This window comes from Ensifer sp. LBL, from assembly GCF_050435225.1.
In the GTDB taxonomy this organism is placed as follows: Bacteria; Pseudomonadota; Alphaproteobacteria; order Rhizobiales; family Rhizobiaceae; genus Ensifer.
This window is the reverse complement of sequence record NZ_JBNDJY010000005.1, coordinates 378,616-398,074: the sequence shown is the minus strand read 5'-3', so window position 1 is coordinate 398,074 and position 19,459 is coordinate 378,616. Positions and strand designations below refer to the sequence as shown.

At 61.8% G+C, this 19,459-nt stretch carries 17 protein-coding genes; 11 read left to right on the top strand and 6 right to left on the bottom strand.

The window, feature by feature from the left end; translation table 11 throughout:
- The first annotated feature begins 1 nt into the window (after position 1).
- The 5 genes from OKW20_RS21875 (at position 2) to OKW20_RS21855 (ending at position 6,192) form a co-directional block, all read left to right on the top strand.
- Positions 2-1,060 carry an ABC transporter ATP-binding protein gene (locus OKW20_RS21875; RefSeq protein ID WP_429175239.1) on the top strand — a complete coding sequence of 353 codons (1,059 nt, stop codon included), beginning with the start codon at positions 2-4 and terminating at the stop codon, positions 1,058-1,060.
- 199 nt (positions 1,061-1,259) lie between these two features.
- Entirely contained in the window at positions 1,260-2,132 is an 873-nt protein-coding gene (locus OKW20_RS21870) for a sugar phosphate isomerase/epimerase family protein (RefSeq protein WP_429175237.1), read from the top strand.
- Positions 2,129-2,917: an inositol monophosphatase family protein gene (locus OKW20_RS21865; RefSeq protein ID WP_429175234.1), complete on the top strand. Its 789-nt coding sequence runs from the start codon at positions 2,129-2,131 to the stop codon at positions 2,915-2,917. The genes OKW20_RS21870 and OKW20_RS21865 overlap by 4 nt, the downstream gene beginning before the upstream one ends.
- Positions 2,918-3,055: 138 nt before the next feature.
- Positions 3,056-3,718 (top strand): DUF938 domain-containing protein, encoded by a 663-nt coding sequence (locus OKW20_RS21860; RefSeq protein ID WP_429175231.1) that lies wholly within the window; start codon positions 3,056-3,058, stop codon positions 3,716-3,718.
- Positions 3,719-4,230: 512 nt separating this feature from the next.
- Positions 4,231-6,192, top strand: coding sequence for a methyl-accepting chemotaxis protein (locus OKW20_RS21855; protein ID WP_429175228.1), 1,962 nt, complete (start codon positions 4,231-4,233; stop codon positions 6,190-6,192).
- Positions 6,193-6,453: 261 nt separating this feature from the next.
- Here the strand turns inward: OKW20_RS21855 and OKW20_RS21850 are convergent, their stop codons facing one another.
- Positions 6,454-7,623, bottom strand: a complete 1,170-nt coding sequence (locus tag OKW20_RS21850; RefSeq protein ID WP_429175226.1) for a hypothetical protein — start codon at positions 7,621-7,623, stop codon at positions 6,454-6,456.
- 619 nt (positions 7,624-8,242) lie between these two features.
- The gene (locus OKW20_RS21845) at positions 8,243-9,175 is read right to left on the bottom strand and encodes a LysR substrate-binding domain-containing protein (protein WP_429175224.1); all 933 of its coding nucleotides are present in this window, start codon (positions 9,173-9,175) and stop codon (positions 8,243-8,245) included.
- Between the two features lie 87 nt (positions 9,176-9,262).
- On the opposite strand from OKW20_RS21845, the gene OKW20_RS21840 reads away from it, so the two are divergent.
- Genes OKW20_RS21840 through OKW20_RS21830 form a run of 3 tightly spaced genes read left to right on the top strand, consistent with a single transcriptional unit; the run spans position 9,263 to position 11,730 of the window.
- Positions 9,263-9,742 (top strand): RidA family protein, encoded by a 480-nt coding sequence (locus OKW20_RS21840; RefSeq protein WP_429175221.1) that lies wholly within the window; start codon positions 9,263-9,265, stop codon positions 9,740-9,742.
- Entirely contained in the window at positions 9,736-10,932 is a 1,197-nt protein-coding gene (locus OKW20_RS21835; protein WP_429175218.1) for an aminotransferase class V-fold PLP-dependent enzyme, read from the top strand. The genes OKW20_RS21840 and OKW20_RS21835 overlap by 7 nt, the downstream gene beginning before the upstream one ends.
- Positions 10,933-10,947: 15 nt before the next feature.
- Positions 10,948-11,730 (top strand): SDR family oxidoreductase, encoded by a 783-nt coding sequence (locus OKW20_RS21830; protein ID WP_429175215.1) that lies wholly within the window; start codon positions 10,948-10,950, stop codon positions 11,728-11,730.
- 293 nt (positions 11,731-12,023) lie between these two features.
- On the opposite strand, the gene OKW20_RS21825 is transcribed toward OKW20_RS21830, so the two are convergent.
- The 4 genes from OKW20_RS21825 to OKW20_RS21810 are packed head-to-tail and all read right to left on the bottom strand — an operon-like array spanning position 12,024 to position 16,659.
- On the bottom strand, positions 12,024-12,266 hold the full coding sequence (locus OKW20_RS21825) for a hypothetical protein (RefSeq protein WP_429175212.1): 243 nt from the start codon (positions 12,264-12,266) through the stop codon (positions 12,024-12,026).
- A gap of 10 nt (positions 12,267-12,276) precedes the next feature.
- The gene (locus OKW20_RS21820; RefSeq protein WP_429175210.1) at positions 12,277-13,500 is read right to left on the bottom strand and encodes an aminomethyltransferase family protein; all 1,224 of its coding nucleotides are present in this window, start codon (positions 13,498-13,500) and stop codon (positions 12,277-12,279) included.
- Complete coding sequence (locus OKW20_RS21815; RefSeq protein ID WP_429175207.1) at positions 13,500-15,050, bottom strand: phytoene desaturase family protein; 1,551 nt, start codon at positions 15,048-15,050, stop codon at positions 13,500-13,502. Before OKW20_RS21815 ends, OKW20_RS21820 begins: the two co-directional genes overlap by 1 nt.
- Positions 15,037-16,659 (bottom strand): phytoene desaturase family protein, encoded by a 1,623-nt coding sequence (locus OKW20_RS21810; RefSeq protein WP_429175205.1) that lies wholly within the window; start codon positions 16,657-16,659, stop codon positions 15,037-15,039. Before OKW20_RS21810 ends, OKW20_RS21815 begins: the two co-directional genes overlap by 14 nt.
- Before the next feature lie 145 nt (positions 16,660-16,804).
- On the opposite strand from OKW20_RS21810, the gene OKW20_RS21805 reads away from it, so the two are divergent.
- From OKW20_RS21805 to OKW20_RS21795, 3 genes are read left to right on the top strand one after another with little or no spacing between them, the layout of a single operon-like run.
- On the top strand, positions 16,805-17,614 hold the full coding sequence (locus OKW20_RS21805) for a class I SAM-dependent methyltransferase (RefSeq protein ID WP_429175201.1): 810 nt from the start codon (positions 16,805-16,807) through the stop codon (positions 17,612-17,614).
- Positions 17,615-17,654: 40 nt separating this feature from the next.
- Positions 17,655-18,314 carry a TetR family transcriptional regulator C-terminal domain-containing protein gene (locus tag OKW20_RS21800; RefSeq protein WP_429175811.1) on the top strand — a complete coding sequence of 220 codons (660 nt, stop codon included), beginning with the start codon at positions 17,655-17,657 and terminating at the stop codon, positions 18,312-18,314.
- A gap of 41 nt (positions 18,315-18,355) precedes the next feature.
- The gene (locus OKW20_RS21795) at positions 18,356-19,438 is read left to right on the top strand and encodes an extracellular solute-binding protein (RefSeq protein ID WP_429175199.1); all 1,083 of its coding nucleotides are present in this window, start codon (positions 18,356-18,358) and stop codon (positions 19,436-19,438) included.
- The last annotated feature ends 21 nt before the right edge of the window (positions 19,439-19,459 follow it).

The window sequence follows — 19,459 nt, the reverse complement described above, 5'->3', positions numbered from 1 at the left end:
CATGGCCTTTCTCGATATTCACCGCCTGCAAAAATCCTTCGGCGCACATCACGTCGTGAAAGACTTCACCCTCGGCATCGAAAAAGGCGAATTCGTCTCGTTTCTCGGCCCCTCCGGTTGCGGCAAGACGACGGTACTGCGAATGGTGGCCGGCTTCGAGACGCCGACATCGGGCGCGATCCGCATCGGCGGCTGCGACGTGACTGGTCTTCCCGCCAATCGGCGCAAGATCGGCATGGTCTTCCAGGCCTATGCGCTTTTCCCCAACCTGACGGTGGCGGAAAACATCGGCTTCGGCCTCAAGGTGGCTGGTGAAGGCAAGGCTGCGATCGCCGGGCGCGTTGGGGAAATGCTGGAGCTGATCGGCCTGACGCAGCTTGGCAGCCGCTACCCCTTCCAGCTCTCCGGCGGTCAGCAGCAGCGCGTGGCGCTCGCCCGGGCGCTTGCGCCGCGCCCTGAAGTCTTGCTGCTCGACGAACCGCTTTCGGCGCTTGATGCAAAGATCCGCGTCAGCCTGCGCGAGGAGATCCGCCGCATCCAGCAGGAACTCGGCATCACCACCATCTTTGTCACCCATGACCAGGAAGAGGCACTGTCGATATCGGATCGCATCGTGGTCATGCATCAAGGCGTTGCCGACCAGGTCGGCACGCCTTTCGAAATCTACAATCGCCCGGCGACGCGTTTCGTCGCGGAATTCGTCGGCACGCTCAATCTCGTGGATGCCGACGTGGTCGAGGCGATGACCGGCCGGGTGCAGGTGGGGGAGGTTGACGTTGCGCTGAACCGCCCCTTGGTCGCCGGCGCCGGCGAGCGCATCAGCCTGGCGTTGCGACCGGAAACGGTGGCACTCGGGCGGTCCGAAGGGCGCGATGTCGTTCTTTCCGGTCACATCGCCGAGGTGCATTTCCTCGGCTCGGTGATCCGCATCCGCGTCGCGGTCGGCGGGCAGATGCTGTCCCTCGACACGTTCAACCAGCCCGACCGGCCACCGCCGGCCGTCGGCGCAGCCGTCGAGGTCAGTATCGCGCATCGCGACCTTCTCGTGCTTGCCGCCTGATGGTCAGCACATCGGCAATCTTCAAGGAGGAGCCAGCATCTTGACGGACATGCGATGGGGGCATGGATCGCCCCCCGACTGGCGGAAAAGAATAGCGGCGTGCTCTTCGGTGAAGCGCGGCCAGCTCGTCGCGCGGGCGCGCTCCGCACAGCTGTTTGCGCATGCCTATGCCTTTCATCTCAACATGCGTTTCGGGGGTATGGCACCGCTCGACCTTGCCGAGTTCGCTGCGGCGCAGGGTCTGTCCGGCCTCAAGCTGCATGTCGACGATGGGGAAAAGGCCAGCCTTGGCCGGATGGGCGACGATGCGCTTGCCGCATTCGCCACACAAGTGAAGGTGCTGGGGCTCGAACTTCATGTCGAAACCAGCACCACCGGGGAAGCCGGTCTTTCCGACGCGGTGCGCATTGCGCTTGCCGCAGGAGCGACCTCCCTGCGCTGCTATCCGCGCTACGAGGGCCGGGTGTCACAGATCATCGCGTGGACGATCGCCGATCTCAGGCGCCTCGCCGATTTCGACCCGCAGGGTCGGTTGCGTTACACGCTGGAACAGCACGAAGACCTGAAATCCGAGGAGCTCGTCCGTATCATCGAGGCCGTCGACAATCCGCGCCTCAGCCTGCTGTTCGACTTCGGCAATATGATCAACGCCTGTGAACTGCCCATGCCGGCCCTTGCGGCCCAGGCTCCGCATATCACCGAAGCGCATGTCAAGGATTGCCTGGTGCAGCCGGATCGCGGTGGTTGGGCTCATCTCGCCTGCCTGTCCGGTGAAGGGCAACTGCCGCTCGAGGCGATGTTGGTGGAACTGCTGCTGCTCGGCGATGACCGGCCGCAGGTCGTCTCCTTCGGGCTCGAGGAGGAGGAGGGCTATTTCGCGCCCGCCCTGCGGTTTCCGGGGGAGGCGGCCGATCCTTTCATCGCCGCCCGCTCCGCGAGTTTCACCGATTTGGGAGGCGGCGATCTCGCTGCGCGCCTGCGGCAGGAGGCCGAGGCCGCGCATCAGCAGGTCCAAACCATCAGGGCGATGCTCGAGAAGATCGCCACCGAAGCCGAAAGTGTAAACCGATGACCGAAGCAGATGCCTGTCCTCCAGCCTTTCTCGCTCTTGCCCATGCCATGGCGGATGCCGCCGCCGAAGCGATCCGTCCCTGGTTCCGCAAGCGCATTCCTATTGACGCGAAGGCCGACGCCAGCCCGGTGACCGTCGCCGACCGTGATGCCGAAACGGTCATGCGCCGGATGATCGAGTGTGCGTTTCCAGAGCACGGCATCCGGGGTGAGGAGTTCGGCGCATGCCGCACAGATGCCGAGTGGGTCTGGGTGCTCGACCCTATCGACGGAACGAAGTCTTTCCTCTCAGGTTCGCTCGCCTTCGGCACGCAGATCGCGTTGCTTCATCACGGCAAGCCCGTTCTCGGCCTCATCAACCAGCCGGTCACTGACGAGCGCTGGCTCGGCAGGGGCAGCATAGCCACGCTCAACGAAGAGCCAATCCGCACCAGCGAGAGAACCCGGCTGGATGAAACCATCCTCTACACCTCTGCCCTCGAACAGTTCGACGACGCTCATCGAAGCCGCTTCGCTTCACTCGCGGCAAACGTCCGCTTCACGCGCTTCTCGCACGATTGCTACGCCGCCGGCCTCCTTGCCCTCGGGAGCATTGATCTCCTGCTCGAAAGCAACGTGTTCGATTATGATATCCTTCCGCAACTCCCCATCATCGAAGCCGCTGGGGGGATCGTCACTGACTGGGATGGGCGTCGGCTTGTCGATGCATCGCGCTACGACGCCGTTCTCATGGCCGCGAATGAGGAACTTCATCGGGCAGCGTTGGAAGTGCTGCGTCGAGATTGAATGCCAGGCCGTTAAGCTCGCAATCTGTCGTTCACCGCTTGCGGCAGCAGACGGGCCGCCATAGCAATCATCTGGATGCCGAAGAGCTGGCCCCGGCGCCGTCCGAAAAGCACAGCGCCCAACGGAGATGCAAGACCTATGCCCACAAAGAAGGAGGATCGTTCGTCTGTTGCGCTGGAAAAGCGCAGCGCAACTGCTGACAAGCGCATGTTCTCGCCTTCCGTTGCGCGAAATTCGGCGCCCATCCTCGCGGTCCTGAAACGCGTCCTTCCAGCACATGGGGCCATACTGGAGATTGGTTGCGGGACCGGCGAGCACGCCGTGTGTTTTGCGGGAGCAATGCCGAACCTCACCTGGCAGCCGAGCGATCCGGATGCCGACGCACGCGCGAGCACGTCCAGCTGGGTCAAATTCGCAGGGCAGGAGAATGTGCTGCCACCGCTGGATATTGATGTGTGCTCAGGACAATGGGGTGTCGAGAAAGCGGGGCATTTTGACGCCATCGTGTCGATCAATATGATCCATATCGCGCCATGGGCGGCAAGCTTGGGATTGTTTGCAGGGGCTGGCCGTTTGCTTCGTGCGGGTGGGCTTCTTGTTCTCTACGGCCCCTACATGCGCGATGGCGCACACAACGCCCCTTCGAACGCTACCTTCGACGCCGCTCTAAGGGAGCGAAACCCATCCTGGGGTGTGCGTGATATCGTTGAGCTTGAGCAAGCGGCTGAGGCCGCTGGACTAAATCTCCGCGAGACGATCGAGATGCCTGCCAACAATATGTTGCTGGTCTTCGCCAGGTAGTAGTTGAACAGCAATCGTCCCAGGTTCCGGTCGTTTCACCGTTGGCGATCCTTGTTGGATTAGCATCGTGACCTGGTTGAACGGCCGAGGCTTTGGTCTTTCCGCGGCAGGACCGCGCAGTCTCTAACTTCTCGCTCAGAAATTGTAGCGACTTATCTCAACCATTAGAAGGTATAATCTTCGATATCAGGCGCTATAGCAGCGATATGCGCGACCAACCAGAAAGAGGTAAACCACAAATTATTATAAAAAATTCTGCAACCTAAAAGGGAATATTCAGAGTTTCTTGAAATTACGTTGTATCCTCAACATAGATTATCGGTTCAATAACCAATTTATTCTAGGGGATACTTGTTTCGGGCAATGCAGTCCGGTCTACCTGCTTTCATGTGAGGTATGGCCTCTGGCGAAGAAATGAATTCGGCGCGCCAGCAGCGATATCCGCATCAGGAATCGTCGTCATGAGAATTAAGAGCCAATTCATCGTTCTGGCATCGGTCACCGGTATGACCATGGCTGGCCTCGTCGCCAGCCTTTGGGGCTACGCGGGTGCCGCAGCCGATGTTACGCGTGCATACGACCAGAAATATCGTTCCTACATGTTGGCTGACAACTTCCGGCAATCGTCGGATGATTTGACCCGGCTTGTGCGTACCTACGCGGAGACCGGGGACCGTTCCTTCAAGGACCAATACAATGCGGTCGTTGAAATCCGCAATGGAACGCGGCCTCGGCCTGAAGACTATCACCGCATCTATTGGGATTTCGTCGCCGGCGGGGACGCAAAGCCGCGTCCTGACGGGGCGGCCGTGTCCATGCAGGACCTGATGAAGCAGGCCGGTTTCACCAAGGAGGAATTCGCCCTTCTCGACGAGGCGGGAAAGCGCTCCGATGCGCTGATCAAGCTTGAAACCGAGGCGATGGAGCTCGTTGACAACGCCGCCACACTTGGGCCCGAAGCCAAGGGCAAAGCGACGAAAATGCTCAACTCGCCGGACTACCACCGGTTCAAGGCTGAGATCATGAAGCCGGTGGATGCTTTCTACGTGAAATTGGAGCATCGCACGCAAGCCGCGGTCGACGAAGCCAATGTCGAGGCATCGTTCTACTGGACCCTTATCACCATCGCCATGTCCGCTTTGGCGCTCATGCTTGTCATCGTCGGATTTGTCACCTTCAAACGCATTATCGGAGGCATGTACAGGCTTGGGACTTCGATGGGCCTCGTTGCCGAGGGGCAGCTGGACGCCCAGATCGAACTTGCGCGCAATTCCGATGAAATCGGTGACATGGGCAAGGCGCTTGAAGTCTTCCGCCAGGGCGCCATCACGAACCGGCGGCTCGAACAGGACGCCGCAGAAAGCCGCAAACGCGCCGAGTTCGAGCGCATTGCCATGCAGGAAAAGGCTGAAGCCGATGCCACCGAACGATTGCGCGTCGCAACGTCGGGCCTGGCAGCTGGCCTGAAGAGGCTGGCATCCGGCGATCTGGCCTTCCAGCTCAATAATGCCTTCGCGCAGGATTTCGAAGCGCTTCGCCACGATTTCAATCAGTCAGTCGCCCAACTTGGCACGACCCTTGTGCAGATTTCAGGATCGATTTCGACCCTTGATACCGGCACGCGCGAGATCGCCGTCGGAACGGACGATCTTTCAAAGCGAACGGAGCAGCAGGCAGCCTCACTTGAGGAGACCGCCGCGGCGCTCGACGAGATTACCGTCAACGTCGCCAATTCCTCCAAACGAACCGAGGAGGCCAAGGCGGTGGCAAGCCGCGCCAACCATTCGGCCGCTGAATCCGCCCAGGTCGTGTCCCACGCCGAAGAGGCCATGCGAAAGATCGAGGAAAGTTCGCAGCAGATTTCCAACATTATCGGCGTTATCGACGAGATTGCGTTTCAGACGAACCTTCTTGCCCTCAACGCCGGGGTAGAGGCGGCCCGGGCGGGCGAAGCCGGCAAGGGCTTTGCGGTTGTTGCCCAGGAAGTTCGAGAGCTGGCGCAGCGTTCGGCGCAGGCAGCCAAGGAAATCAAAGGTCTCATTCACAACTCCTCCGCAGAGGTGGAGAACGGTGTGAAGCTCGTCCGGGACGCAGGCTCCGCGTTGAAGACGATCAGTGGCTTTATTGTCGAAATCAACGTCCATATGGAGTCAATCGCGACGTCGGCTAAAGAGCAGTCCGTCGGGCTTGCCGAAGTCAACACCGCCGTCAACGCGATGGATCAGACGACGCAGCAGAATGCGGCAATGGTGGAGCAGTCCAATGCGGCATCCAACACGCTTGCCAATGAGGCCGTGCGCCTAAGGGAGCTTGTCAGCCAATTCAAGCTTCAGGGCATAGCGGAGACGTCTCTCGCGAACGCTCGCACCCCCACAAGGACCGACAGCACTCAGCCGCTCCGGTCGACACGTAGGACGGCAGCTTACCACGGGAGCGCAGCACTCGATGTCAGCAGCGATTGGCAGGAATTCTGAACCGCCAGGGGCGATTAGCAAATTGGCCAAGCGAGTTGGTCCAGATTTGCTGGTGCTTTGACCGCGCCCGCTCCGCGGTTTCAAGGGGTGACGTTGACCATCAGGCGTAATGGTCAACGTCATTCAGTCTGAACTCTGCTCGACGCCAAGCTCGTGCGCCGCGTCGAGCAGAGGGTTGCCTGGCCCAAGACGTGGGAATCTCGCGCATCGGCACAGCGTTCATTCCTCACTTGCCCCCTCAGTGAGCTTTTCGATCGGCGACTAGTCGCCAGCCTGAGCGGCCCTCACCGTCATCTCATCCCAAAGTGATGATGCTGTCCGTGCGAACGCGTTGTAACCGGCTTCAAACGGATGGCCGTCTCGTTCAGGATAAAGGCGTTGCCCGGCAAGGATCGCATCCTGCAGGGCATCGGCGGTTGCGGCCAGCGCGCTGTGATACGGCAAACCGAGCTCCTCTGCGGTCTGGCGAATCTTGTCCTCAAGGGCAATTTGGCGTTCAACGCTGAGTACAAACTCCGGCGCGGCTGACGCCAGCCGGTCATGGCGACGCAGCCATTCGAAAATCACGCGCTCTTTTGACGGAATGAGCAGAATGCCGACCCGCCCCGGCCGCTGCTGTGCCCAATCGGCCGCAAACCGCTGGAAGTCGCCAAACATTGCTGCGGTTTCGGGCGACGCCAGATCCGCCATCCGGCCGTGGTCGTCGACATAGCGCTTCAGGACCGAAGGGCACCCGTCCGGAAATGTATAGTATTCGGATGTTTCCCCATCGCCTGGCTTGAACAGTCTGGCGTAAAGACTCTTCAGTCGTTCCGCTATCTCATGGTGATAGGCACTCAGGATCGCGACATTCTCGACAAGCTTCGTCTTGATGCTCTCGGATTGCTCCTCGGCGCACATCGAATAGCCTCGCGCGTCACCAAACAGGGCCTGCAGATGAAGCCGCTTCTGCTCTGAGAGCCAGAAGTCGGAACGAGCCTTCATGATATCACAGGCGGAAAAGACGACCGCGAAGTCGTTGGCAGGGAAAACGGCGACAATGTTGCCTTTCGCGCCCGCGGCCAAAGCATCGTGCACGATGGCGTGATAAGTGTAGATACCGTAGCTTCCAACACCGAAGTTGTACGTGCGCTCGCCCGTCATTGCCGCAAAAGCCGCCGGCCAGGAATGCGCGCTGTCAACGTTGTTGCCATAGGTCATCGAATCGCCGATCGCCGCGACCTGGAAGTCATCGCCTACTCCAGGAGGATCCCGAAAGCCGTCCTTGTCGACGTCGCCCAGCGCCGGATCGAGGCGATAGCCATATTTCTCGTCGATGCTCTTGTGTGTCCGTGTGCCGATCGGAAACGGCGTAAACATGCGCAGCATTGCTTCCCCGACACCGAGCGCCACGGTGAGCGAGATCAACAACAGCATCATATTTTTCAGCATGTCCCCTCCCACTCGTACGCAATGCGAGATCAACCCGGCGCAGTTGCCGGTCGCACCCCGCCCAGCCCCCCATAAGCCTGCCGCGCGGCGGTCCGAGCGATCCCGTTGCGTTCTGCCTCGGCTTCCCGCGAATGTTGGAGACGAGACGAAAGTCGGCCGGAAGTATCTTCCACCGGCAGCTGCGCAAGGAATGCGAACTATGTCGCGCCCAAAACAAGCACCCGTATATTCGCAATTAGTAATATAAAACTATCATGCGTTTGGCCGTGCCGCCATTAGCCCGGATGGAGGATGAACCAAGCGAGCCGTCTACGGCGAGAAAAGAACAAGGCTCGCGCTCACCTCACCCGAGCGGCCAATGACAGGATCCCTCGGTGCACGGACGACATCATCGACATCGCCCGGTCGCTGACGTGGCCGGGCAGATGAGGTGAGGGGGCATTTCACGCTGAGGGGCAGCGCGGTCTCTGATCGCCGCCACTCCGCCGCACGCGTCTTTGAAATGCACGAATTGCATCGCTCAATGATGTTGTGTTCGACTGTCCGTCGAGTAGAGAGATGACAATCTGGGGATCACCCTTAAACTTTGCATCGATCAGACCTTGGGCCGCACGGCTCCCTACGCCGATAGGGTCATCTCGTTCTTCAACCAGCCGACAAACGCTTCGATCGCTGAACGTTTTTTCGAGAGCGGGTCGAAGGCTGCCCAGTACGCTGCTTTCTGTGAGCTCAAGGTTGCTGAGAAAGGCCTGATGAGCCGCTCGGCCCGAACATGCTCACGAACAAGGAGACCGCGTCCCATGGCGACGCCCTGACCATCAAGAGCAGCTTGCAATACGATGTTGTAGTCAGTCAGGCGGGTCTGCTTGGCCTTCTCAAGCGGAAATCCGGCTGCCTGCGACCAAAGCTGCCACTCGAGGCCGCTCTTGGCCTGCAATATCTCGTGGTTGAGAAGGTCGAAGGGGGATTGGAACCGGGATCCGTCTCCATAAAGAGCCGGGCTCAGCACCGGAGACAAATCTTCGTTTGCCAGGTGCAGGCAGGACTGTTTGCTCGCGCCAAAATCGCCGAATCGGATCGCGATATCGGCTTCTCCGCGCCCGACATCGACAATTCGCAGCGTCGGATCCAATTCGAGTTCGATCGCTGGATGGCTCTTGAGGAAACCGCCAAGTCTGTTGACCAGCCAGTTCGCGGCGAAAGAGGGGAGCAGGCTCACACGCAAGCTGGTCTGCCCGGAACGCGAGCGCACCTTCGCGGTGCCCTCCGATAGCACAGCGAAAGCCTCGTCAACGGTGGCAAGAAACATCGTGCCTGCCTCGGTCAGCTCTATGCTTTTGCTCATCCGACGAAAGAGCGGAGTGCCCAGAGCACTCTCGAGCTGCTTGATGTGGTGGCTCACCGCGCTTTGGGTAATGAGCAGTTCCTCGCCGGCCAATCGGAAGCTCCCTCGTTTTGCGACCACCTGAAAGACCCTGGCCGCGGAAAGAGGTGGGAGGGATGGGGAACTTCGCAACGTGCCGATGCCTCGCGGATGATTGACAGCTGACATTAACAAATTCGATCGCAGGGCGCAAAGCTTTGAATTGGCGGGCTCCTCGGATTTCTTCCATGAAGCAAGAAAGAAAAGGAGAAAGCGATGACGATTTCGATCCGTGACCAACTGGCTACCCTTGGCTTGGAACTGCCCGCGCCGAGCTCTCCGGCTGCGAACTACATTTCGGTGGTCCGAACGGGCGACCTCCTGTTCATCTCCGGTCAGATCAGCAGGGCGCCGAATGGTGAGATCGTCGCGGGCACCTTGGGTGCGGACATCTCGCAGGAGCAGGGGGTACACGCGGCGCGTATCGCCGCCCTCAACGTTTTGGGGCAGATCGCCGCCAAAACGGACGGTTCGCTTTCGTCTGTCCGTCGTATTGTCAAGCTCGGCGTGTTCGTTGCGGCAACGAGCGCGTTCAAAGATCAGTCGAAGATCGCAAACGGTGCCTCCGACCTGATGGTCGCTGTGTTCGGCGAAGCCGGACAGCACACGCGGGCCGCCATTGGTGTCAGTTCGCTTCCCGCTGGGGCAGCCGTCGAGATCGACGCGGTCGTGGAACTGGAGGCGGCCAGGTGCTGAGCGACGCAAGAATCGACTGCCTGCGTAGCGACACACCCGGCTGCGCCGCGCGCAGGCACTTCAATCACGCCGGAGCTTCGCTGCCGCCAAGGCGCGTCACCGAAGCCATTGTCGGTCACCTGATGCTGGAATCCACGCGAGGTCCGATGGAAGCTGCCGCGCTAGTTACGGACGAGCTCGCGATGCTCCGTACCAACGCTTCCAGATTCATCGGCGCCGAAGAAGGCGAGGTTGCGTTCGGTGGATCGGGGTCTGCCCTTTGGGGAAACGTGTTTGCCGCTTTGCCACCGCTGAGGTCGGGCGACCGCATTCTCATCGGCCGACAGGAATGGGGCGGCAACGTCGCATCGATGCAGCGTGCGGCAAGCCATGCCGGCGCAAGCATCGAGATCATTCCCTGCCTGGACGACGGCAGTGTCGATGCGAACGCTCTTTCTGCAATGCTCGACGACAAGGTGCGTCTGATCTCGCTGACATGGCTTCCTGCCAACGGCGGACTGATAAACGATGCCGAAGCCATCGGGCAGGTAGCCAACGCCGCGGGCGTCCCATACTTCGTGGATGCCGGACAAGCGCTTGGTCAGCTCCCGATCGACGTGTCGAAGATAGGTTGCGATGTCCTCAAGGCGGCTGGCAGGAAATACGTTAGAGGGCCGCGCGGAACGGCTCTCGTCTACATTCGCTCCAAGTTCCTTGAGACGCTCAATCCCGGTTTCGTCGACGTAAGCTCCTGCCCTCTCGTGGAAGGAAAAGTCGAACTGAGGAAAGACGCTCGTCTATTCGAAACATCCGAAGCGCCGATATCGCTGCTTCTCGGGCTCGGCGAGGCGATCGCGCTGGCTTCGGAATTGGGCGTCGAGGCGATCCAAGCCCGCATTGCCTTCCTGGCAACCCAGCTTCGGGAAGGGTTGGCGTGCATTCCGGGAGTGACGGTGCGCGACCTTGGCACGAAACAGTCAGGCCTCGTCTCTTTCACCGTGGAGGGAATTTCCGCATCGGTTGTGCGAAGCAAGCTGGCCGAGAAAAGTATCTCGATTGGGGCAAACGGCGTACCCTACACGCCGTTCGACATGACAGCGCGCGGACTACAGGAAATAGCCCGGGCCTCGGTCAGTTACTACAACACTGTGGGAGAGGTTGAGGACCTCGTCGATGCGGTTGAAAAAATCGCAAAAGATGCAATCCGATAGAAGGACGGAACCACGATGGATCTGGGAATAAGGGGCAAGCGCGCGATCGTCTGTGCGAGTTCAAAAGGGCTGGGCAGAGGCGTGGCGCAGAAGCTCGCAGAGGCGGGCGTGATCGTTACCCTCAATGGTCGGAGCCATGAAACGCTGGAGGCCACCGCAAGGGAGCTTCGCGCGCTGACAAGTGGCGAAGTCTATGCCGTGGTAGCCGACGTGACGACCGTAGAAGGGAGGCAACAGCTTCTCGAAGCAGAACCGAAAGCCGACATCCTCGTGACCAATGCAGGAGGACCGCCGCCGGGGCTGTGGTCCGATTGGGAAGCGAACGATTGGTTGAACGCCTTGAACGCCAACATGCTGACCCCGATCCTGCTGATGAAGGCGGTTCTGCCCGGCATGATCGACAGGGGCTGGGGGCGTGTGATCAACATCACCTCCGCGTCAGTAAAGTCACCGATCGCGGAGTTGGGCCTGTCCAACGCCTCGCGCAGCGGGTTGACCGGTTTCGTGGCCGGCACTGCAAGGCAAGTCGCGAAACATGGGGTAACGATCAACAACCTCCTGCCGGGCTCGCATGAGACTGATCGTGTAGCCGCGCTTCTCCAGCGAAGGGCTGAAATGCAGGGTATCTCACTTGAACAGGCGCGGCAGCAGGCGCATGCGGAGAATCCGACCGGTCGCTTCGGCACGATTGACGAGTTCGGCGCGACCGCGGCATTTCTTTGCAGCCAGCACGCAGGCTACATCGTCGGCCAGAACATCCTGCTCGACGGTGGCGCTTTCAGGTCAACGCTTGCGTGAGATCCAGCGTGACGCGGCATCCATGCTTCCGCGACGCCAACTGCAGTCATGCTCGCAAACAGCAGACGTAGGAGCGAATGGGGCGTGGTTGCCGAGACGCGCTTGCGCCTCATTTCCGCCGAACCCGCGACGACAAAATCAGCGACAACACGCAGAAGCCGATGCCGCTGTCGCGGGTGATTCAATGCCGTCGCGCCAGGTCTTTAATCACGCAGGACGCGGCATTTCCACGTCGTGATGCAGCGGCCGGGCGCTAGAAGTCTCACCACCCAACTCCATTTCCCTCGGGGAGGTTACGGATCGACGGAGCCTTCCAGCTGGGCCAACCAATCAACGCCGATCTTGTAGCGCCGCAGAACGGCAGCGGGGTCCTCGGCATCGAGACGAGAGCAGATCCGATAGACCTCGAGCGTTTCAGCATCCATCAGGCCGTGCTGGTAGAAGAACATGGCCGCCGCATAACGCGCGCGGCCGGACCACTCGGTTCCGGCCGGCAACCTGATCATCTCCCAGTGCCGCTTTTCCTCGTCGTCCATGCCATCAGCCTCAGAAGCGTCCGGGTGGATTGGCCGAGCGGCGATCGAGCTTGACGAAGGGCCGCGCGACGACGCGGGCCCGTTTCATCAGCTTCTGGTATTGCAGCTCCCGCAGCGCATAGATCTCGACCCAGAGATCGTCGACGACCCTGCTGCCGTAAGGACGCGAAAGCGTGGCGATGGCGATGTTGCGTTTCGTAAGCGGCGACCAGATGGCGGCCGTGACCAGGCCGACCTCCTTCTTGCCGCGGTGATAGACGATTGCGCCTTCGGCCGGGATGTTGCCCTCGATCTCGAGGCCGACAAGGATGTGCTTCAGCGCGTTCTTTTCCCGTGCCCGGAAAATCGCGTCGCGCCCGTTGAAGTAGGGCTTTTCCGCGTCCACCAGCCAGTCGAGGCCGATTTCGTCGGGCAAACGCTCGCGGTCCGCACGAAGCGCGGCCTCGGCGGTGATGAAATCGGCGTTGGCGACGATGAAGCCGGCTTCTACGCGGGCGCGGTTGAGCGCGTCGTAGCCGATCGCCTTCAGGCCAAAACCGGTGCCGGCCGCCCACAGCCGGTCCCAGAGGCTGAGTGCCTGCCTGGCATCGACGAAGAGTTCGTAGCCGAGGTCGCCGGTAAAGCCGGTGCGCGAGACGGTGACCGTTCCGTCAAGGTGCGGGAAGGCGGCGAGCTGAAAGGGTTTCAGGGCTTCGATGCCGGCAAAGCCCGCGGCCTCAAGCACGGCAAAGGACGTTGGGCCCTGCAGGGCGACCGCCGCGATCTCGCTGGTCTCTTCTGCGATTTCGACGGCAAAGCCGGCCGCGCTGTCGAGCAGCCAGGGCAGGTGCCGTTCCTGGCAGCAGAGGCGGAAGTCGGCTGGTCCCAAGCGAAAGAGCGTGCCGTCGTCGAGCACATGACCGTGGTCGTCGCACCAGGCGGTGTAGTGCACCCGGCCGACGCCGAGCTTTTCGACATTGCGCAGCGTCAGCCGGTTGAGATAGCGCTGGGCATCCGTGCCGCGGATGCGGTATTTCACCATCGGCGAGATGTCGAACAGCGCCGCGGTCGAGCGGATCGCGAAATATTCGAGCTCCGTGTCGAAGATCGAGTGCGGCGCCTTGTAGCCCGCCCAGCTGTACCAGTCGTTGGTTTCGCTGAGCGCTGCAAGCCGCGCGTGGAACGGCGTTTCCAGCCGCGGCGTCTGGATATGGCCCTGGGCTGCGCGGCGAAGGGCGGTCGGATGCATCGTCATCAGCGTTTCTCCGAAAGAACCTGGCGTGCCGCGAGCAGGCCGGGCAGGCCGGAGATGCCGCCTCCCGGATGCGAGCCGGCGCTTGCGAGATAGAGGCCACGCAGCGGCGTTGCGTAACCGGACGCCGCGTTGACCGGGCGGTTGACGAGCAACTGGTCGGCCTGGAGTTCGCCGTGGTGCCAGTGCCCGCCCGGCAGGTTGTAGCGTTCTTCGATATCGGTGGGCGTCAGCAGGCTGGCCGCGACGATGCTTTCGCCAAGGCCGGGCGCGTAGCGTTCCAGCGTGTCGAGCACGATCTTCTGGAAGACAGGCTTGCCCTTGTCCCAGCCCTCGGCGAGCCCATAGGGCGCAAACTCGATCAGCGCCGAGAGCGTGCAACCGCCAGGAGGCGCCAGCGACGGATCGCCGAGGCTCGGCAGCGTGATCTCCATCACCGGATCCTCCGAGAACCGGCGGTATTTCGCCGGATTGAACGCCTCCTCGACATGATCGACCGAACGGGCTATCACCAGCCGGCCGTGGAGATCGGCGGCGGCAACGCCGGGAAACGCCGGCACGCGCTCAAGGGCCAGATCGAGCTTGGCGACATTGCCCTTCGAGCGGATGTTGCTGATGGCGCGGCGAAAGCCGGTGCCGATCTCGGCGGCATCGACGAGATTTGTGAGCGTCGCCTTCGGGTGGATCGCCGAGACGATGGCCGCAGCCTCGATCGTTTCGCCGGAGGAAAGCACGATGGCGCTGGCGCGGCCCCGGTCCGCAACGATGCGCTCGACCCGCGTGCCGGTCCGAACGGTCACGCCCGCCCTGATCGCCGCTGTCTCAAAGGCTGCGATCGTCGAACGCCCGCCGCTGCCGGCGATCTGCTGGGCGCCGGTCACCCCCTGCATCTCGCCGGTCAGGCGATAATAGAGGCCGAGCAGCGAGGTCGGCGACCGGGGGCCGAGGTGGATGCCGAGCGTCGCGTCGAAGGCAATGAGTGCTTTCAATCGGTCGTCGGTCAGATACTCGTCGGCGATATCGGCGACATTCATCAACAGCATGCGCAGGAAGTCGCGGCTCTCCTCGCGCCCCTTGCGCAAGAGCCCGAGCCCGGCGCCGGCCAGCGCGGCGAGGTCGGTCAGCGCCATCTCGCCGATCTCGGGCGGGCGCCGCCTGAGGAACCGTTTGAGAATGCCGGCCTGAAAGATCAGCTTGCCGCGCATCTCCTGGAAGCGCCTGGCTTCGTCCGGCGATACGCCGTCGATGGTCTCGCCATAGCCGCCGCGCAGCACCGCGTGACGCCCGCTCGGGGCCAGGACGACGGTCGGCGCCGGCCTATCGCGGCTGCTGTCGAGCGCAATGGCGTCCGCCACTTCGGGATCAAGCCGGTTAACGATATGGGCAAGCCCCGGGCTCGAAAAGCCCGGGTGGAAGGAATAGCCGCGTGCGGCCCCTCCGAGCGTGTCGCTGGCCTCCACGAGCAAGACTTTGCGGCTGGAGCGGGCGAGGAAGGTGGCGGCAGTCAGGCCATTGTGCCCGCCGCCGATGACGATGGCATCAAATGACGTCATGGGCCGGGCTCATCCTGTCAGAGGGGTTGTGGCGAAGGTCGCGCAGGATCTCGGCGGCGGCGTTGCGGCCGGGTGCGCCCATGACGCCACCGCCCGGGTGGGTCGAGGAGCCGCAGATGTAGAGGCCGCGCACAGGGCTGCGATATTGCGCATAACCCGGAACCGGGCGGTTGAAGAGCAACTGGTCGAAGGTGAGCTCGCCCTGGAAGATGTTGCCTTCCGTCAGCCCGACTTCCTGCTCGATCTCGCGCGGCGTGCGCACCTCCATGTGCAGGATGCGGTCGCGAAAGCCCGGCGAATAGTCGCTGATCTGCTTGACCACCGTCTCGGCGAAGGCGTCCCGGTCGGCATCGGTCCAGTCCCGGCCTTCCACCTTCGGCGGACAGTACTGCACGAAGCAGGAGACGAAGTGTTTTCCCGGCGGCGCCATCGTCGGGTCGAGCGTCGTCGGGATCATCATGTCGACGAAGGGGTCGGCCGACCAGCGCCCGGCCTTCCAGTCGTCATAGGCCCGCTCCATGCGCTCGACGCTGTCGGTGAAATGCAGGTCGCCGCGGATGCAGGAGGAACCGGCAGGCAGCGCGGGGAATTCCGGCAGGCTGTCGAGCGCGATGTTGAGCTTGCCGGAGGATCCGCGCATCTTGAAATGTCTGACGCGGTGGACGAAGCGCTCCGGCAGGGAGTCCTCGTCGACGAGTTTCAAAAATGTGCGCTTGACGTCGGCATTGGAGACGACGAGGCGGCCGTGAACCTCTTCGCCGTCGGCAAGCACGGCGCCTTGGGCACGTCCGCCGCGGGTCAGGACCTTGGCGACGTCGGCGCCGGTTCGGATCGTGCCGCCCGCGGCCTGGAACGAGGAGGCAAGCGCCTTGGTGACGGCACCCATGCCGCCGCGGGCATAACCCCAGGCGCCGACCGAACCGTCGACCTCGCCCATATAGTGGTGCAGGAGCACATAGGCCGTGCCCGGCGACATCGGCCCAAGCGCCGTGCCGATGATGCCCGAGAGCGCCAGATAGGCCTTGATCACGTCGGTCTCGAAGTACTCGTCGAGGAAATCGGCGATCGACATGGTCCAGAAGCGCAAGGTCGCCGCCATTTCGGCCGCCGAGAACTCACCGAACTTCTTGGCGAGATAGATCAGTTCGGAGATGTCGCGCGGCTTGAAGCTGAGCGGGTCGGGGGCGGTGCGCATCAGAAGCGGCTGGATGAAGCGGCACTGCCGGGTAACGTCGCGGGCGTAGCGCTCATAGGCTTCGGCATCGCGCTTGGAGTAGCGGGCGAATTCGCGGCGGTGGGAATCGTGGTCGCGATAGGAGGCGAGATAGTCGCCGTCGCGGGTCAGGACCGCGCCACCCTCGTAGGAGATCACCTGCAGCCCATGTTTCGGCAGTTCGAGGTCGCGCATGATTTCCGGGCGGAAGAGCGAGCAGACATAGGAACAGTTCGAATAAAGAAAGCCGGGCGTCAGCTCGCGGCTGGTGGCAGCACCCCCAACCCAGTCGTTCTTTTCAAGGACGACGACATTCAGCCCCGCCCGCTGCAGATAGCAGGCGGCGACCAGGCCGTTATGTCCTCCTCCGATCATCACCACGTCATATTTTTTCATGTGGCTCCCCTTGTCGTTGATCAAAAAATGACACGGAAAGCAGAATGTTGTCCATCCATTTTGAATGAGCGTTCAGCAAATATGTTGCAATCCTCTGATAATGCGGTAGGATTTTTAGCAAGGGTTGATATGGCAAGGAGACGGGATGTCGTCGGTCGATCAAGAAGCGGAGCACGCCGTCGAATACGACGATACGGCGATCCGTTTTCTTCAGGTGCTGTGGGGGGAAGGCTATCTTTCGCCCGGCGGGCCCGAAGAGGTCGAGCGCGCGCTCGCAGGCGTCGAGATCGGTGGAAAGCGCGTCCTTGATCTCGGCTGCGGCGCCGGAGGCGTGACGCTGCACATCGCCCGAACCCACCATCCTCTTGCCATCACGGGCTTCGACGTCGAGGCGCCAGTGATCTTTCATGCGCGGCAGGCTGCCGACCGTGCCGGTCTTGCCGGTGTCTCCTTCATCCAGGCTCCGCCCGGCCGGTTGCCCTTCGTCGACGGCAGTTTCGACATGGTGTTTTCCAAGGATGCGCTGGTTCACGTGCCGGACAAGCGGGAGATGTTTTCCGACATCTTTCGCGTGCTTTCGCCGGGCGGCACCTTTGCCGCTTCCGACTGGCTGATCGCCCATGACGACGAACCCTCCGAGGACATGCGGGCCTATCTCAAGGCCGAAGGCTTGAGCTTCGGCATGGCGTCCGCCGCGACCTATCTCGCAGCCATGAAGGGAGCCGGATTCGTGGAAACGCGTGCCGAAAGCCGCAATGAATGGTATCGCGACGTTGCGCGACAGGAGCTTTCACGCCTTGAGGGACCACTGCATTCGGCGGCGGTCGCGGCCGTCGGTGAGGCCTATGTGGCCAAGAATATCCGGACCTGGACGGCCATGCAGAAGGTGCTTGACAGTGGTGAGCATTGTCCCACTCATCTGCGGGGCATCAAGCCGATGCGGCGGGATGCATGACATGCACCTGCGCCTGAAGAAGAACGAGACGGCGGTACGGATGAAACTCACCCCTGAAGTGCGTGAAGCGGCGGACACGGAAAAGCGTGGGCGCAAGGCGTCGAAGGAAACGCGGCGGCAGCAGCTGATCGAGGCGACGATCGATTCGCTTGCCAAGCGCGGCTACTCGGAAACGACGCTGGCAGACGTCGCCGATGGCGCCGGCCTGTCGCGCGGCATCGTCAACTTCCATTTCGAGAGCAAGGAAAAGCTGCTGATCGCCACGCTGCAGTTCATGGCGGACGAGTATGCTGCCAATTGGGGTGCAGCACTTGAGAAAGCCGGCGACAAGGCGGCCGCCCAACTCTGGGCGCTCGTTGCCTGCGACTTTGATCGCAAGATCTGCACCAAGCGCAAACTGGCGGCCTGGTGCGCCTTCTGGGGCGAGGCAAAGTCGCGGCCGACCTATCAGGCGCTCTGCGGCGCGCGCGACGTCAAGTATCAGGATATTTTCCTGGCGCTTTGCCAGACGCTGAAGAACGAAGGCGGCTATGCCTATGACCCTGATGGCATGACGCTGGCGCTTTGTGCATCGATGGAAGGGCTGTGGCTGCGGCTGATGATGGGCGACGGGCTGACGCGCGAAAAGGCGTTCGCGGCGGCTGTCGAATATCTGCTCGTCGCCTTCCCGAAGCATTTCACCCGGGAAGGGCCGAAATAGGGAACGATAACGCCGGAATGGCCGGATAGAGGAGGTTGGCAATGACATTGGTGAACGCGCGCAGGCACATCTTGGGAGGCGCCTTCATCGCCTCGCTTGTCTCAACCACCGCCCTGCCGGCGCTTGCCGCCGAGAACCTCACGATCTTCGACTGGTCCGGCTACGAGGACCCGGCCTTCCATCCGTCCTACACCGCAAAGCACGGCGACGAACCCGACTTCAGTTTCTTCGGCGACGAGGAGGAGGCCTTCCAGAAGCTGCGCTCCGGTTTCAAGGCCGACCTCGCCCATCCCTGTTCGCAGAGTGTGGCGAAATGGCGCGAGGCCGGGCTGATAGAGCCGCTCGACACCTCGAAGCTGACCTACTGGAACGATATCGATCCCGCCATCGCCGCCATGAAGGGGCTGGTGACGACGCCGGACGGCAAGGCCTGGCTGCTGCCCTTCGAGTGGGGCAATACGGTGCTGACCTACCGCAGCGACACGGTGAAGGAGGACGAGGTCAAGTCGCTGAAGGCCTTTGCCGACCCGAAGTTCAAGGACCGGGTCTCGATCGGCGACAATGTCGACGACGCCTATGCGCTGGCGAGCCTCGCCATCGGCGTCAAGGACTGGACAACGATGACCGACGAGCAGTTCAAGCAGGCCTCCGATTTCCTGCGAGAGGTGCACAAGAACGTCCGCCTCTACTGGACCGACAACACCGATTTGAGCCAGGCGATCGCCAGCGGCGAGGTCGATCTTGCCTGGGCCTGGAACGAGACGGCGACGACGCTTCAGGCCGACGGCGTTCCGGCGGCGATCAAGAAGGATACGGCTGAGGGGCTTTCGACCTGGGTCTGTGGTTATGTCCGGCTCAAGGGGTCGACGGCCCCCGTCGATGAGCAGTATGATTTCCTCAACTCGATCTCCGACCCTGCGATCACGTCCTATATGGTCGATGCCTGGGGCTACGGACATGCCAATGCCCGCGGCATGGCGCAGGTCGATCCGAAAATCCTTGCCGACAAGGGGTACGCGGATGTCTCGAAGTTCCTTGCCAACACGCTATTCCAGTCACCGATGCCGATCGAGCTGCGCCAGCGCATGATCGCGGAATTCGAGAAGATCAAGTCCGGTTATTGAGTGGAGACAGCGGCGAGCCGT